This window comes from Pseudomonas mucoides, assembly GCF_015461845.1.
In the GTDB taxonomy this organism is placed as follows: Bacteria; Pseudomonadota; Gammaproteobacteria; order Pseudomonadales; family Pseudomonadaceae; genus Aquipseudomonas; species Aquipseudomonas mucoides.
In genome coordinates, this window is record NZ_JACOPW010000004.1 from 298,951 (window position 1) to 314,077 (window position 15,127).

At 58.5% G+C, this 15,127-nt stretch carries 16 protein-coding genes and 1 tRNA gene; 3 read left to right on the forward strand and 14 right to left on the reverse strand.

Annotation, left to right across the window (positions count from 1 at the left end; all coding sequences use genetic code 11):
• Nucleotides 1-2: 2 nt before the first annotated feature.
• The 8 genes from hscA to trmJ all read right to left on the reverse strand — a co-directional run bounded on the left by hscA (nucleotide 3) and on the right by trmJ (nucleotide 6,831).
• Entirely contained in the window at nucleotides 3-1,865 is a 1,863-nt protein-coding gene (gene hscA, locus H8F22_RS20095) for a Fe-S protein assembly chaperone HscA (RefSeq protein ID WP_194940597.1), read from the reverse strand.
• A gap of 51 nt (nucleotides 1,866-1,916) precedes the next feature.
• A complete protein-coding gene (gene hscB / locus H8F22_RS20100) occupies nucleotides 1,917-2,438 on the reverse strand; it encodes a co-chaperone HscB (RefSeq protein ID WP_027922751.1) in 522 nt (173 codons plus the stop codon).
• Nucleotides 2,439-2,446: 8 nt separating this feature from the next.
• Nucleotides 2,447-2,770, reverse strand: coding sequence for an iron-sulfur cluster assembly protein IscA (gene iscA, locus H8F22_RS20105; protein WP_027922750.1), 324 nt, complete (start codon nucleotides 2,768-2,770; stop codon nucleotides 2,447-2,449).
• 34 nt (nucleotides 2,771-2,804) lie between these two features.
• Nucleotides 2,805-3,191 carry a Fe-S cluster assembly scaffold IscU gene (iscU, locus tag H8F22_RS20110; protein WP_003443374.1) on the reverse strand — a complete coding sequence of 129 codons (387 nt, stop codon included), beginning with the start codon at nucleotides 3,189-3,191 and terminating at the stop codon, nucleotides 2,805-2,807.
• Between the two features lie 85 nt (nucleotides 3,192-3,276).
• Nucleotides 3,277-4,491 carry an IscS subfamily cysteine desulfurase gene (locus H8F22_RS20115; RefSeq protein ID WP_027922749.1) on the reverse strand — a complete coding sequence of 405 codons (1,215 nt, stop codon included), beginning with the start codon at nucleotides 4,489-4,491 and terminating at the stop codon, nucleotides 3,277-3,279.
• A gap of 50 nt (nucleotides 4,492-4,541) precedes the next feature.
• Complete coding sequence (iscR, locus tag H8F22_RS20120; RefSeq protein ID WP_027922748.1) at nucleotides 4,542-5,033, reverse strand: Fe-S cluster assembly transcriptional regulator IscR; 492 nt, start codon at nucleotides 5,031-5,033, stop codon at nucleotides 4,542-4,544.
• Nucleotides 5,034-5,281: 248 nt separating this feature from the next.
• Nucleotides 5,282-6,058: a serine O-acetyltransferase gene (cysE, locus tag H8F22_RS20125; RefSeq protein WP_027922747.1), complete on the reverse strand. Its 777-nt coding sequence runs from the start codon at nucleotides 6,056-6,058 to the stop codon at nucleotides 5,282-5,284.
• Between the two features lie 2 nt (nucleotides 6,059-6,060).
• A complete protein-coding gene (trmJ, locus tag H8F22_RS20130) occupies nucleotides 6,061-6,831 on the reverse strand; it encodes a tRNA (cytosine(32)/uridine(32)-2'-O)-methyltransferase TrmJ (protein ID WP_027922746.1) in 771 nt (256 codons plus the stop codon).
• Nucleotides 6,832-7,137: 306 nt separating this feature from the next.
• Between trmJ and suhB the strand changes: the two genes are divergently transcribed.
• The gene (suhB, locus tag H8F22_RS20135) at nucleotides 7,138-7,956 is read left to right on the forward strand and encodes a type III secretion system regulator SuhB (RefSeq protein ID WP_027922744.1); all 819 of its coding nucleotides are present in this window, start codon (nucleotides 7,138-7,140) and stop codon (nucleotides 7,954-7,956) included.
• Between the two features lie 248 nt (nucleotides 7,957-8,204).
• Here suhB and H8F22_RS20140 read toward each other — a convergent pair whose 3' ends face one another.
• From H8F22_RS20140 to queA, 6 genes are all read right to left on the reverse strand, one after another.
• Nucleotides 8,205-8,753 carry a glycine zipper 2TM domain-containing protein gene (locus H8F22_RS20140; protein WP_027922743.1) on the reverse strand — a complete coding sequence of 183 codons (549 nt, stop codon included), beginning with the start codon at nucleotides 8,751-8,753 and terminating at the stop codon, nucleotides 8,205-8,207.
• A 119-nt stretch (nucleotides 8,754-8,872) separates the two neighbouring features.
• Nucleotides 8,873-9,787 (reverse strand): protein translocase subunit SecF, encoded by a 915-nt coding sequence (secF, locus tag H8F22_RS20145; protein ID WP_027922742.1) that lies wholly within the window; start codon nucleotides 9,785-9,787, stop codon nucleotides 8,873-8,875.
• A 9-nt stretch (nucleotides 9,788-9,796) separates the two neighbouring features.
• Nucleotides 9,797-11,665 carry a protein translocase subunit SecD gene (gene secD, locus H8F22_RS20150; protein ID WP_027922741.1) on the reverse strand — a complete coding sequence of 623 codons (1,869 nt, stop codon included), beginning with the start codon at nucleotides 11,663-11,665 and terminating at the stop codon, nucleotides 9,797-9,799.
• Nucleotides 11,666-11,729: 64 nt separating this feature from the next.
• A complete protein-coding gene (yajC, locus tag H8F22_RS20155) occupies nucleotides 11,730-12,065 on the reverse strand; it encodes a preprotein translocase subunit YajC (protein WP_007982729.1) in 336 nt (111 codons plus the stop codon).
• A gap of 43 nt (nucleotides 12,066-12,108) precedes the next feature.
• Nucleotides 12,109-13,224: a tRNA guanosine(34) transglycosylase Tgt gene (gene tgt, locus H8F22_RS20160; protein WP_172825974.1), complete on the reverse strand. Its 1,116-nt coding sequence runs from the start codon at nucleotides 13,222-13,224 to the stop codon at nucleotides 12,109-12,111.
• A 14-nt stretch (nucleotides 13,225-13,238) separates the two neighbouring features.
• The gene (queA, locus tag H8F22_RS20165; RefSeq protein WP_027922739.1) at nucleotides 13,239-14,288 is read right to left on the reverse strand and encodes a tRNA preQ1(34) S-adenosylmethionine ribosyltransferase-isomerase QueA; all 1,050 of its coding nucleotides are present in this window, start codon (nucleotides 14,286-14,288) and stop codon (nucleotides 13,239-13,241) included.
• A gap of 107 nt (nucleotides 14,289-14,395) precedes the next feature.
• On the opposite strand from queA, the gene H8F22_RS20170 reads away from it, so the two are divergent.
• Both H8F22_RS20170 and H8F22_RS20175 read left to right on the forward strand, forming a co-directional pair.
• Nucleotides 14,396-14,480, forward strand: a tRNA-Leu gene (locus tag H8F22_RS20170).
• A gap of 150 nt (nucleotides 14,481-14,630) precedes the next feature.
• Nucleotides 14,631-14,960, forward strand: coding sequence for a hypothetical protein (locus tag H8F22_RS20175; protein ID WP_194940598.1), 330 nt, complete (start codon nucleotides 14,631-14,633; stop codon nucleotides 14,958-14,960).
• Nucleotides 14,961-15,127: the final 167 nt, after the last annotated feature.

Genomic DNA, 15,127 nt, shown 5'->3' on the forward strand with positions numbered 1-15,127 from the left:
CGTTATTCCTCAATCTCGTTCAGGTTGCGCCCCGCCAGCGCGGCTTTCACCGTCGAGTCCAGGCGGCGGGCAGCAAAGGCATCGGTCACTTGCGACAGACGCTTGGTCTGCTGCTCGATGGCGTAACCATCGGTACCTTTCATCAGTTCGGCCAGTTCCTGCATCTGCAACTCGATGACCATGCGCTCTTCGGCGTCGAGCAGGCGCTCACCGTCGACATCAAGGGCGGCCTGCACCGCCTCGATCAGGCGCTGTGCATCGACTTGCTGCTCACGCAGTACACGGGCGACTTTATCGTCATTGGCGTGCTGGAACGAATCCTTGAGCATCTTGGCGATTTCGCCGTCGGTCAGACCGTAGGACGGCTTGACCTGAATGCTCGCTTCAACGCCCGAACCCAATTCACGGGCCGAAACGCTGAGCAGACCGTCAGCATCAACCTGGAAGGTCACGCGAATCTTCGCCGCACCGGCCACCATCGCTGGAATGCCGCGCAATTCGAAGCGTGCCAGGGAGCGGCAGTCGCTGATCAGCTCGCGCTCGCCCTGCAACACGTGGATCGCCATGGCCGACTGGCCATCTTTATAAGTCGTGAAGTCCTGGGCGCGAGCGACGGGAATGGTGGTGTTGCGCGGAATCACCTTCTCCATCAGGCCGCCCATGGTTTCCAGCCCCAAGGACAACGGAATCACGTCAAGCAACAGCAGTTCATCGCCATCGCGCTTGTTGCCAGCCAGCGTATCGGCCTGGATCGCGGCACCGATGGCCACCACTTGATCCGGGTCGATTTCAGTCAGCGGCTGACGACCAAAGGCTTCCGCGACCGCTTCGCGAACGCGAGGCACACGTGTCGAACCACCGACCATGACCACCGCGTGCACTTCTTCCAGCTCAACACCCGAATCACGCACGGCGCGGCGGCAGGCTTTCAGGCTGCGAGCGACCATCGGCTCGATCAGCGCATCAAAGGTTTCGCGGGTCAGCTCGGCTTTCCAGCCGCCATGAGCCACTTCAACCGACGAGGCGGTGGTCAGCGCTTCTTTGGCGGCACAAGCCGCTTGCAACAGTTGACGCTGCGCCCCCGGATCGAGGTCGGCGGACAGACCGGCGCTCTCGATGATCCAGCCAGCGATCGCGTGATCGAAGTCATCGCCGCCCAGCGCGCTGTCGCCGCCGGTAGCCAAAACTTCAAACACGCCGCCGGTCAGGCGCAGAATCGAAATATCAAAGGTGCCGCCGCCCAGGTCATAAATGGCGACCAGGCCTTCAGCGTGTTGATCCAGACCGTAAGCCACAGCGGCGGCGGTTGGTTCATTGAGCAAACGCAGCACGTTCAGACCGGCGAGCTTGGCCGCGTCCTTGGTGGCTTGACGCTGCGCATCATCGAAATAGGCGGGAACGGTAATCACCGCGCCGACCAGCTCGCCACCCAAGGTCGCTTCAGCGCGCTGACGCAGCACTTTGAGGATATCGGCGGAGACTTCGACCGGGCTTTTCGGCCCCTGCACGGTGTCGATGAACGGCATGTGCGACTCGCCACCGACAAAGCGGTACGGCAGTTGATCGCCCAATTGCTTGACGTCGGACAGACCACGACCCATCAAGCGCTTGACCGACAGCACGGTGTTCAAGGGATCTGTGGCGGCAGCCAGTTTGGCGGACTCGCCGACTTCGACGCGATCTGCGTGATAACGCACGGCAGATGGCAGGATGACCTGCCCGTCAGCGTCGGCCAGAGGCTCGGAAAGACCACTGCGCAACGCAGCGACCAGCGAATTGGTAGTGCCCAAGTCGATCCCCACAGCCAGACGACGCTGGTGCGGTTGAGGACTTTGGCCGGGTTCGGCGATCTGCAGTAGGGCCATTGGTATCAGGACTTATCTGTATATCAGGCGTGCGACCGGAGCGGCACTGGGTTAATCGTCGAGGCGCTCTTCTAACTGGCGCACTTCGTAGGTGAGCTTGTCGAGGAACTGCATGCGCCGCATCAGGCGTTCGGCCTGCTCACGGTGCGCCGCATCATTCCAACAAGCCGCGAAGCTTTGGTTCAGTACATCCTGGGCGGTTTTCAAGCGACGCTTGAACGCTGCAACACCGGCCAGATCAGCACTGTCTTGCAGGTCTTCGAGCTCTTCACGCAGCTCCATCTGCTGCAGCAAAAACTCCGGATCATGCACCGTGACCTCCAGCGGCAGCTCACCACCGTTCAAGGCGAGCAAGTAACGCGCGCGCTTGGGCGGACTTTTGAGCGTCTGGTAGGCCTCGTTGAGGCTCGCGGATTGCTCTAGCGCCAACCGCTGCTCACGCTCGGAAGCGTCAGCAAAGCGGTCCGGATGAACACTGCGCGCCAACTCACGGTAGCGCGTAGCCAGCTGGTCGAGGTCCAGATTGAAACTCGGTTGCAGCTCAAATAAAGCGAAATGACAAGGAGTACCCACGACAAGCCTCAGATGTTGAAGCTTTCGCCGCAGCCACATTCACCGCGTACGTTGGGGTTGTTGAACTTGAAGCCTTCGTTCAACCCTTCCTTGACGAAATCGAGCTCGGTGCCGTCCAGGTAGGCCAGGCTTTTCGGGTCGATAATCACTTTTTCACCGTGACTTTCGAACACCTGATCCTCTTCAACCACCTCGTCGACAAACTCCAGCACGTAGGCAAGGCCGGAACAGCCTGTGGTGCGAACACCCAGACGAATCCCTTCACCTTTGCCGCGCCCGTCGAGGGAGCGCCGCACGTGTCGAGCAGCCGCTTCTGTCATGCTGATAGCCATCGGTGACTCCTTACTCGTCGCCAAAACCTGAAAGTCAGATCAAGCCTTTCTTCTGCTTGTAGTCACGAACGGCCGCTTTGATAGCGTCTTCTGCGAGTACGGAGCAGTGGATTTTCACTGGCGGCAAGGCCAGTTCTTCAGCCAGCTGAGTGTTCTTGATGGTCTCGGCTTCGTCCAGGGTCTTGCCCTTCATCCACTCGGTAGCGAGGGAGCTGGAGGCGATAGCCGAACCGCAACCGTAGGTCTTGAACTTGGCGTCTTCGATGATGCCTTGCTCGTTGACCTTGATTTGCAGGCGCATAACGTCGCCGCACGCCGGAGCGCCGACCATGCCGGTGCCGACATCAGGATCTTCCGCGTCCATCTTGCCGACGTTGCGCGGGTTTTCGTAGTGGTCGATGACCTTTTCGCTGTAAGCCATGATGCTTAATCCTCACTCATCAGAGAGTCGCTCTTTAAGCCCTGCCAACCTGGGTTGTACAGGGCCGGTTCGCGGCGACTTGAAATCAGTGTGCCGCCCACTCGATTTTCGAAATGTCGACACCGTCTTTGTACATGTCCCACAGCGGCGACAGAGTGCGCAGCTTGGTAACGGCCTCGCAGACTTTCTGCGCGGCGTAATCGATTTCTTCTTCGGTGGTGAAACGGCCGAAGGTGAAGCGAATCGAGCTGTGTGCCAGTTCGTCGTTGCGGCCCAGGGCGCGCAGTACGTACGAAGGCTCAAGGGACGCCGAGGTGCAGGCCGAACCGGACGAAACCGCCAGGTCCTTGAGCGCCATGATCAGCGACTCGCCTTCAACGTAGTTGAAGCTCAGATTCAGGTTGTGCGGTACACGAGCGGTCATGCTGCCGTTGATGTACAGCTCTTCCAGGCCTTCGACCTGTTTGAAGAAGCGGTCGCTCAGGGCTTTGATGCGCACGTTTTCGGCAGCCATGTCTTCTTTGGCTACGCGGAAAGCTTCACCCATGCCGACGATCTGGTGGGTCGCCAGGGTGCCGGAACGCATGCCACGCTCGTGACCGCCGCCGTGCATGGTCGCTTCGATGCGAACACGCGGCTTGCGGCTGACGTACAGCGCGCCGATGCCTTTAGGGCCGTAGGTTTTGTGGGCAGAGAACGACATCAGGTCGACTTTCAGCTTCGACAGGTCAATGTCGACCTTGCCGGTGGACTGAGCCGCGTCGACGTGGAACAGAATGCCCTTGGAGCGGGTCAGTTCGCCGATGGCCTCGATGTCGTTGATGGTGCCGATTTCGTTGTTCACGTGCATGACCGAGACCAGGATGGTGTCGTCACGCAGGGCCGCTTCGATCATCGCCGGCGTTACCAGACCATCAGTCTGAGGCTCGAGGTAGGTTACTTCGAAGCCTTCACGCTCCAGTTGGCGCATGGTGTCGAGGACAGCCTTGTGCTCAATCTTGGTGGTGATCAGGTGTTTGCCTTTGGTCGCATAGAAATGCGCCGCACCCTTGATTGCCAGGTTGTCGGATTCGGTGGCACCGGAGGTCCAGACGATTTCACGCGGATCGGCGTTGACCAGGTCTGCGACCTGACGACGGGCGTTTTCGACGGACTCTTCAGCTTTCCAGCCGAACACGTGGGAACGGGACGCCGGGTTACCGAAGTTTCCGTCAACCAGCAGGCATTCACTCATTTTTTGCGCAACACGCGGATCAACCGGGGTGGTCGCAGAGTAATCAAGGTAAATCGGCAATTTCATGGACTATCTCCTAAATCAGGCTGGCTGGCGTGCCGTTAGCTCTTTGGCTGTCATTCGACGGCGGACGCTTCAATCTTGTCCAGGCGTGGCGCCTTGCTGTTGCAACGGCGCTGGTCCTGACGCTGGGCTATGTCTTGTACCTCACGGCGAGTCACAAGGTCAGCCAAGCTGATACCGCTCAGAAATTCGTGAATCTGCAGGCTCAAGTCGCACCACAAGTGGTGAGTCAGGCAGGTGTCGCCTGAATGGCAATCGCCTTGGCCCTGGCATTTGGTGGCATCTACTGATTCGTTCACCGCATCGATCACCTGGGCGACCTGGATGCCCTGCATCTCGCGGGACAGTTGGTAGCCGCCGCCCGGACCGCGGACGCTGGACACCAGATTGCTACGGCGCAATTTGGCGAAAAGCTGTTCGAGGTAGGACAGGGAGATGCCTTGGCGCTCGGAGATATCGGCCAGGGACACCGGCCCGTGCTGCGCGTGCAACGCCAGATCGAGCATGGCGGTCACGGCGTATCGGCCTTTTGTAGTCAGTCGCATGGACAATTACCACGGAGTTCGGAATGGGGCGAGTATGCAATTCCCGAGTGTTTAAGTCAACTATAAGACCTAGTACTTTAGTCAGGTTTACCCGCAAAAGAGCGGCCGCATCATAGCAAAGGCTGGACGGTTACAGCCAGCAATTGCGCGTTATCGTTCATCGCGGGCAAGCCCGCTCCCACAGGGTCCCGTGTGAACACTGAGATACCTGTGGGAGCGCGCTTGCCCGCGATTGAAGTCGACCCGGTCTAGCTCGCCTGGCTCTGATCCTTGTCCTTCACACAGGCGAAGTCTTCTTCGCGCAGTTCAGGCAGGTCCTTGGCACAGTAATTACTGCCCAGATCCTTCAGTGCGCCGCACATCCCCTCCAGACGACCATCGACCGCCTGCAAGTGATCCAGCAACTGACCAATGGCACGCGCTACAGGGTCCGGCATGTCTTCGCCGACACCGTAGGCATCGAAGCCGATTTTCTCGGCCATGGCCTTGCGCTTGGCATCCTGCTCGTCATCGGACTTGACGATGATCCGCCCTGGAATACCGACAACGGTCGCGCCGGCAGGCACTGCCTTGGTCACTACGGCGTTAGAACCAACCTTGGCACCCGCGCCGACGGTAAACGGACCCAGCACCTTGGCGCCCGCCCCCACCACCACGCCATCTTCAAGGGTCGGGTGACGCTTGCCCTTGTTCCAGCTGGTGCCACCCAGCGTCACACCTTGATAAAGGGTGACGTCATTACCGATCTCGGCGGTTTCACCAATAACGATGCCCATGCCATGATCAATAAAGAAGCGACGACCGACTTTGGCACCCGGATGAATCTCGATCCCGGTCAGCCAGCGACCGAAGTTCGACACCAGTCGCGCCAGCCATTTCAGCTCTGCGCGCCACAAGACCGACGACAGACGGTGAATCCAGATGGCATGCATGCCCGGGTAGCACGTCAGAACTTCAAAAGCGTTACGCGCCGCCGGGTCTCGATGGAATACGCTTTGGATATCTTCACGCAAACGCTCAAACATCATTAATCCTTCCGCTTTAGAAGCTCGCCACGGGCCGCTTTTTGGGTTTCCGTGAGGATGCCACGCAATATGTTCATTTCCGCCCGGCTGACCGAGCTACGTCCGTACAACCGGCGCAGGCGCGCCATCAAGTGCCGTGGTTTTTCCGGATCGAGGAATTCGATGGCCACCAGGGTGTGTTCCAGGTGCTCATAGAATCGCTCCAGCTCATCCATGGTCGCCAGTTCACCACTTTTGGTGGACGCCACTTCATCCTTCTCGACCTTGCTCGGCTGCCCTTGGGCCGCGAGCCAGGACATGCGCACTTCATAGCCCAGCACCTGCACCGCCGCCCCAAGGTTCAGCGAGCTGAACTCAGGGTCTGATGGAATGTGCACGTGATAATGACATCGCTGCAGCTCTTCATTGGTCAGACCGGAATCTTCACGACCAAACACCAAGGCAATCTCGGCGCCCTGCCCGGCTTCTTCCACCACTTTCACACCGCATTCGCGGGGATCGAGCAGCGGCCAGGGAATGCGCCGGTCGCGAGCACTGGTGCCGAGCACCAGATTGCAGCCGACCAAGGCATCTTCCAAGGTGGCGACGACTTGCGCGTTTTCAAGGACATCCCCGGCACCGGAAGCACGAGCGTCGGCTTCGTGATGCGGAAACTGCCGCGGTTCGACCAGCACCAGCCGCGACAGGCCCATGTTCTTCATGGCACGCGCAGCCCCGCCGATGTTGCCGGGATGGCTGGTATTGACCAGGACGACACGAATGTTATGCAGCACGGGAGGCAGTCTCGAACACAGAAATAAGGAGCCGAATCTTACAGTTCCTCCGGGTGTCCCGCCTCAAAAATAACTGTTCACTTTTGACGGCGTTCAATGTCGGCATGCTGCGCTGCCGCTTCTCCCCATAGCAAGCCATGAGTCGGCGCGGCGCCTTGCCCGCCAACATTGACCACTCGTCAAAAAGTGAACGTATTTCTGAGGCGGGACACACCGTTAAGCTATGAAAGCGAACACCGACCTTCACCTGTAGAAAAGTTCTGATAGAATGCTCGGCTTTCTTTAACAACCTTAGGTGACACATCCATGCAGCCCATGCTGAATATCGCGCTGCGCGCCGCCCGCAGCGCCAGTGAATTGATTTTCCGCTCCATCGAGCGCCTGGATACCATCAAGGTCGACGAAAAAGACGCCAAGGATTACGTATCCGAGGTGGATCGCGCCGCCGAACAGAAAATCATCGATGCGCTGCGCAAGGCCTACCCGAACCACTCGATCCTGGGTGAAGAAACCGGCATGCACGCCGGCAACGGTATCGAAGGCGAAGAATACCTGTGGATCATCGATCCGCTGGACGGCACCACCAACTTCCTGCGCGGCATTCCTCACTTCGCTGTCAGCATCGCCTGCAAATACCGCGGTCGCCTGGAACACGCTGTTGTTCTGGACCCGGTTCGCCAGGAAGAATTCACCGCCAGCCGTGGTCGCGGCGCTCAACTGAACGGTCGTCGTCTGCGCGTCAGCGGTCGCACCAGCCTGGACGGCGCCCTGCTGGGTACCGGCTTCCCGTTCCGTGACGACCAAATGGACAACCTCGACAACTACCTGGGCATGTTCCGCGCCCTGGTTGGCCAGACTGCCGGCATCCGTCGCGCGGGTTCAGCGAGCCTGGACCTGGCTTACGTGGCTGCCGGTCGTTTCGACGCATTCTGGGAGTCGGGCCTGTCCGAGTGGGACATGGCTGCAGGCGCCCTGTTGATTCAGGAAGCCGGTGGCTTGATCAGCGACTTCACCGGTGGTCACGAATTCCTTGAGAAAGGCCACGTCGTTGCTGGTAACACCAAATGCTTCAAGGCAGTTCTGACGGCGATCCAGCCGCACCTGCCAGCCTCGCTGAAGCGCTAAGCCTCCAGCGAAAGAGAAAGCACCCTTCGGGGTGCTTTTTTATGCCTGCGATTTGGGTATTACCCCCAATCCTTGTGGGAGCCGGGCTTGCCCGCGATGGCGGTTTCGCCTGCACCCTTCATGGTGACTGACACATTGCTATCGCGGGCAAGCCCGGCTCCCACAGGGTTTTACGGTGATTCATGAATTCCAGGCACAAAAAAAGCACCCCGAAGGGTGCTTCTTTTTAAACGCTTAAGCCTGAAGATTTAGCGGTTTTCTTCGTTCTGCGACAGGACCAGCTTGCCTTCCTTGTCGACCGGGATCTGGTTGCCCGGATCACGATCCATCCGCACCTTGCCTTCCTTGCCATCCAGCGAATAACGAACATCGTAGCCAACGACCTTGTCGCTGATGTCATTCACTGTATTACAGCGAGTTTGAGTCGTGGTGTAGGTGTCACGCTCTTGCATGCCTTCCTGAACCTTGTTGCCTGCATAACCACCGCCGACAGCGCCTGCGACCGTAGCAATCTTCTTGCCGGTGCCGCCGCCGATCTGGTTACCCAGCAAACCACCTGCTAATGCACCGACCACCGTACCGGCAATCTGGTGTTGATCCTTGACCGGCGCTTGCCGAGTCACTGCGACATCCTTGCAGACTTCACGTGGCGTCTTGATCTGTGTCTTGACCGGTTCAACGGCTAGTACTTGCGCATACTCAGGGCCGCTTTTAACCAGGCTGTAGGTGGCAACAGCACCCCCGGCAGTCACACCGACAGCACCCAATACCGCACCAACCAGCAACGACTTGTTCACATGAACCTCCTGACCATCACATGCGGGACAAACCCGCGCTTCTCCCAGCCTTGGAGCATAAAAAAAGGCGCGAGTTCAACTCGCGCCTTTTTTGGCAGTCCGCGGGAAAGCGATGGCCGTTATGGACGGTCGTCGACTTCCTTCTCGGTTGCCGCAGGAGGAATCAGATCCTCACTGTTCAGGTTCAGCCAGATCAGCACCACGTTCGCGATGTAGATCGACGAGTAAGTACCCGCCAGAACACCGATGAACAGGGCAATGGAGAAGCCGAACAGGTTGTCACCACCGAAGAACAGCAGGGCCGCAATCGCCAGCAACGTGGAGATCGAAGTCGCCATGGTCCGCAGCAGGGTTTGCGTGGTCGAGATGTTGATGTTCTCGATCAGGTTAGCCTTGCGCAGTACCCGGAAGTTCTCACGAACCCGGTCGAATACCACGATGGTGTCGTTGAGCGAGTAACCAATGATCGCCAGTACCGCCGCCAGCACCGTCAGATCGAAAGTGATCTGGAAGAACGACAGGATACCGATGGTCACGATCACGTCGTGGATCAACGAAACAATCGCACCGACCGCAAACTTCCACTGAAAGCGGAATGCCAGGTAGATCAGGATGCCGCCCAGCGCCATCAGCATGCCGAGGCCGCCCTGGTCGCGCAGTTCTTCACCCACCTGCGGGCCGACGAACTCGACGCGCTTGACCGTCGCCGGGTTGTCACCGCCGACTTTCAGCAGCGCTTCTGCCACTTGATGACCCAACTGTGGATCTTCACCCGGCATACGCACCAGCAAATCGGTAGTTGCACCGAAGCTCTGCACGATGGCTTCGTGATAGCCCGATGTCACCAGTTGCTCACGCACCTTGGTGACGTCAGCCGGACGCTCGTAGGTCAGCTCAATGAGCGTACCGCCGGTGAAGTCCAGGCCCCAGTTCATGCCCTTGTGGAAGACGCTGAAAATGGCCAGCGCCGTAAGGAACAATGTGACGCCGAACGCAAAGTTGCGAACGCCCATGAAGTTGATTGTACGTAACATGGCAGCCCCTTAAATCCACAACTTCTTGAAGTCACGACCGCCGAAGATCAGGTTGACCATCGCGCGGGTCACCATGATGGCCGTGAACATCGAGGTAAAGATCCCGAGGGACATGGTCACTGCGAAGCCTTTGACCGGGCCGGTGCCCATCGCAAAGAGAATCCCGCCGACCAACAGTGTGGTCAGGTTGGCGTCGAGAATCGCGGTGAATGCCCGGCCGAAGCCTTCGTTGATTGCCCGTTGTACGGTCATGCCCGCCGCGATCTCTTCACGTATCCGCGAGAAGATCAGTACGTTGGCATCGACCGCCATACCCATGGTCAATACGATACCGGCGATACCCGGCAGGGTCAGCGTTGCACCCAGCAAAGACATCAAGGCCAGCAGCAGCACCATGTTCACCGCCAGCGCGACGGTGGCAATGATGCCGAAGAAGCGGTAGATGGCGATGATGAACAGCGAGACAAACAGCATGCCCCACAGCGAAGCATCGATACCCTTGACGATGTTGTCGGCACCCAGGCTTGGACCAATGGTGCGCTCTTCAGCGAAGTACATTGGTGCAGCCAGACCACCGGCACGCAGCAGCAGCGCCAGTTCGGACGACTCGCCCTGGCCGTTCAGGCCAGTGATGCGGAACTGAGCACCCAGCGGCGACTGGATGGTCGCCAGGCTGATGATCTTCTTCTCTTCTTTAAACGTCTGGACCGCAACGTCTTTCTCGACGCCGTTGACCATTTGCTTGGTGTAGGTGGTCACAGGGCGTTGTTCGATGAAGATCACCGCCATGCTGCGACCGACGTTGCTGCGAGTCGCACGACTCATCAGCTCGCCACCGTGGCCATCCAGACGGATGTTCACTTCTGGCGTGCCGTGCTCGCCGAAGCCAGCCTTGGCGTCAGTCACTTGGTCACCGGTGATGATCAGGCCACGCTCGATCTGTGCCGGCGGACGCTTGCCTTCACGGAACTCGAAGGTTTCGGAAGTGGCTTTCGAAGCACCTGGCTCAGCCGCCAGACGGAACTCGAGGTTGGCCGTCTTGCCGAGGATACGCTTGGCTTCTGCGGTGTCCTGAACGCCCGGCAATTCAACCACAATGCGGTTGGCGCCCTGACGCTGAACGATCGGTTCGGCAACACCCAGTTCGTTGACGCGGTTACGTACCGTGGTCAAGTTCTGCTTGATGGAGTATTCGCGGATTTCCGCCAGCTTGGCTGGGGTCATCGCCAGACGCAGCACCGGTTGACCATTCAGGTCGGCCGGAACAATGTCGAAATCGTTGAAGTTCTTGCGGACCAGCGCACGGGCCTGTTCGCGGGTTGCTTCATCACTGAAGCCCAGCTGAATGGCACCGTTGAGTTGCGGCAGGCTGCGATAGCGCAGTTTCTCTTTACGCAACAGGCTCTTTACATCGCCTTCGTACACTTTCAAGCGTGCGTCGAGGGCTTTGTCCATGTCCACTTCCAGCAGGAAGTGCACACCACCGGACAAGTCCAGACCCAGCTTCATCGGGTGCGCGCCGAGGCTGCGCAGCCACTGCGGCGTGGTTTGTGCCAGGTTCAGTGCAACGACGTAGTCATCACCCAATGCCTTGCGCACGACGTCTTTGGCCGGCAGCTGATCTTCAGCCTTGGTCAGACGAATCAGACCGCCCTTGCCATTGGCCGCCAGCGTGGCTGCCTTGACGTTGATCCCGGATTCCTTGAGCGCTGTGCTCACGCGATCCAGATCAGCCTGATTGACCAACAGCGCAGTACTTGCACCGCTGACCTGAATGGCCGGGTCATCAGGATATAGATTGGGAGCGGAATAAATCAGACCGACCGCCAGCACCGCCAGGATCAGAATGTATTTCCACAGAGGGTATTTGTTCAGCATCACGCCGCCCGTTTATGACGCGGGGCGCCTTGCGCGCCCCGTCGATTGAATATGAAGTTGAAACTTAGATCGCTTTCAGCGTGCCTTTTGGCAGCGTCGCGGCAATAGCGCCCTTCTGGAACTTCATTTCGACAGTGTCGGAAACTTCCAGAACAACGAAATCGTCTGCCACTTTAGTGATCTTGCCGGCGATACCACCGGTGGTCACAACTTCGTCGCCTTTCTGCAGGCTGCTCAGCAGGTTCTTCTGTTCTTTGGCGCGCTTGGCCTGTGGACGCCAGATCATCAGGTAGAAGATGACCAGGAAACCGACCAGGAAAATCCACTCAAAGCCGCCACCCATTGGGCCTGCCGCAGGTGCAGCAGCGTCAGCCATGGCATTAGAGATAAAAAAGCTCATTTAGCACTCCAGTTGCAAATGTTGAATCTTGGGGTCAGAAAACTCAGTCCAAAGGCGGAACAGGTAACCCGCGTTTGGCGTAGAAGGCATCGACAAAGGCGGCCAATGTACCCTGTTGAATAGACTCGCGCAAACCAGCCATAAGCACCTGGTAATGGCGCAAATTGTGGATGGTATTCAACATGCTACCCAGCATTTCGCCGCACTTGTCCAGATGATGCAGATAAGCACGGGAGAAGTTCTGGCAGGTATAGCAATCACAGGTCGGATCGAGCGGCGAATCATCATGGCGATGGAACGCGTTACGGATCTTCAGCACGCCGGTGTCAATGAACAGATGCCCATTGCGGGCATTACGGGTTGGCATCACGCAATCGAACATGTCCACACCGCGGCGCACACCCTCAACCAGATCTTCCGGTTTGCCAACGCCCATAAGGTAACGAGGTTTGTCAGCCGGCATCTGACCCGGCAGGTAATCCAGCACCTTGATCATCTCGTGCTTGGGCTCGCCCACCGACAGACCGCCAATGGCCAAGCCATCAAAGCCGATCTGGTCGAGGCCTTCCAGGGAGCGCATGCGCAGGTCCTGGTGCATGCCGCCCTGAACGATGCCGAACAGCGCCGCCGTGTTGTCGCCATGAGCTTCTTTCGAGCGCTTGGCCCAACGCAACGACAGCTCCATCGACACGCGAGCGACATCTTCGTCAGCCGGGTACGGGGTGCATTCGTCGAAAATCATCACGATGTCCGAACCCAGGTCACGCTGGACCTGCATCGATTCTTCCGGCCCCATGAACACTTTGGCGCCATCCACCGGGGAGGCGAAGGTCACGCCCTCCTCCTTGATCTTGCGCATGGCGCCCAGGCTGAACACCTGAAAACCGCCGGAATCAGTCAGAATCGGGCCTTTCCACTGCATGAAATCGTGCAGGTCGCCGTGCTTCTTGATCACTTCGGTGCCAGGACGCAGCCACAAGTGGAAGGTGTTGCCCAGAATGATTTCCGCGCCGGTGGCGACGATATCCCGCGGCAACATGCCCTTGACGGTGCCGTAGGTGCCCACCGGCATGAACGCCGGGGTTTCTACGGTGCCGCGTGGAAAGGTCAAACGACCGCGACGAGCCTTGCCGTCAGTAGCAAGTAACTCAAACGACATACGACTTTGGCGACTCATTCTGTTTCCTCTGGGCCACGTGGTGCGGGGTTACGGGTGATAAACATCGCATCACCGTAGCTGAAAAAGCGGTATCCATGCTCGACGGCCGCTTTATAAGCAGCCATGGCTTCGGGATAACCGGCGAATGCCGAAACCAGCATCAACAGCGTGGATTCAGGCAAATGGAAGTTGGTGACCAGGGCATCGACCACATGAAACGGGCGGCCCGGGTAGATAAAGATATCGGTGTCGCCACTGAACGGCTTGAGCACGCCATCGCGCGCAGCACTTTCCAGCGAACGCACGCTGGTGGTCCCCACCGCCACCACGCGACCACCGCGAGCGCGGCATGCAGCGACGGCATCGACCACGTCCTGGCCGACTTCCAGCCATTCGCTGTGCATGTGGTGATCTTCGATCTTCTCGACGCGCACCGGCTGGAACGTACCGGCGCCGACGTGCAAGGTCACGAACGCGGTCTCGACGCCCTTGGCGGCAATCGCCTCCATCAGCGGCTGATCGAAATGCAGCCCCGCCGTCGGCGCCGCCACCGCGCCCAGGCGCTCGGCATAGACCGTCTGATAACGCTCGCGGTCCGAACCTTCATCCGGGCGGTCTATATAAGGCGGCAACGGCATGTGCCCGACGCGGTCCAGCAGCGGCAACACCTCTTCGGCGAACCCCAGTTCGAACAACGCATCGTGACGCGCCAGCATTTCAGCCTCGCCACCGCCATCGATCAGGATCTTCGACCCCGGCTTCGGCGACTTGCTGGAACGCACATGGGCCAGCACGCGATGACTGTCGAGCACGCGCTCGACCAGGATTTCCAGCTTGCCGCCGGAAGCCTTCTGGCCAAACAGCCGCGCCGGAATCACCCGGGTATTGTTGAACACCATCAAATCGCCCGGGCGCAAATGCTCGAGCAAATCGGTGAATTGACGGTGTGCCAGGGCGCCGCTGACCCCATCAAGGGTCAACAGGCGACTGTTGCGACGCTCGGCCAAAGGGTGGCGGGCGATCAGCGAATCTGGGAGTTCGAAAGTAAAGTCAGCAACGCGCATGATGGGGTTCGTCTAGCAGGGGCCGGAAGTCTAGCCGAAATAGTGAAAATTCTCTATGTACCTGATTGACCGACGGTAATCTCATCTCTATACTTCGCCGCCATTGAGCCCTGATGGCGGAATTGGTAGACGCGGCGGATTCAAAATCCGTTTTCGAAAGGAGTGGGAGTTCGAGTCTCCCTCGGGGCACCAAAATTAAGAAAGGTCTTGCTTAGCAAGGCCTTTTTTTTCGCCTGCGATAAAGTGGCTGACGCCCCACCGACCTATAGGGGCCGGCTTGCTGGCGATGCTTTTGATCTTCTCGTTCTCGGTTGGTACGACAATTCTCAAGGATTCACTCCCATGGAACTGCTGCTGGAAACCGTCGCCCTGTTCTGCCTCAAGCTTGCGTATGAGACGGAAGATTCAAGTCCGATTCTGCGGGATGATTTGCTGATGAGTGATTATGAGCGGGAGGTGTTTGGGTTGCTGGTGCGCCGGGGGGATCTTGAAGGTATTCAGCTTAGAGTGGCGCATTGTGTAAGTTTGGCGCTGGACGCTATAGGCGGGGCTGAAACGCCACTGGGACGGGAGCTGCGACGGCTGTCAGCTGATTTCAGCAGTGCGCGGACAATGGAGCAGCTTAATGCGCCGATCATCGCGCTCAAGGATTACTTGAACGACATTCAGTGAATGATCGAGTGAGGCAAAGTTTAGTAACCCATTATACCGACCAGTGCTGGCAAGGGTCTTGTCTGATATGGAAATCTATCTGCCCACCTTTCAATTGCGTCAGCAGGTAGCCTGACAGCAGCCTCGAGCAGGCACGATTCAATTGCGATCCTCGCTCACATTTGAGC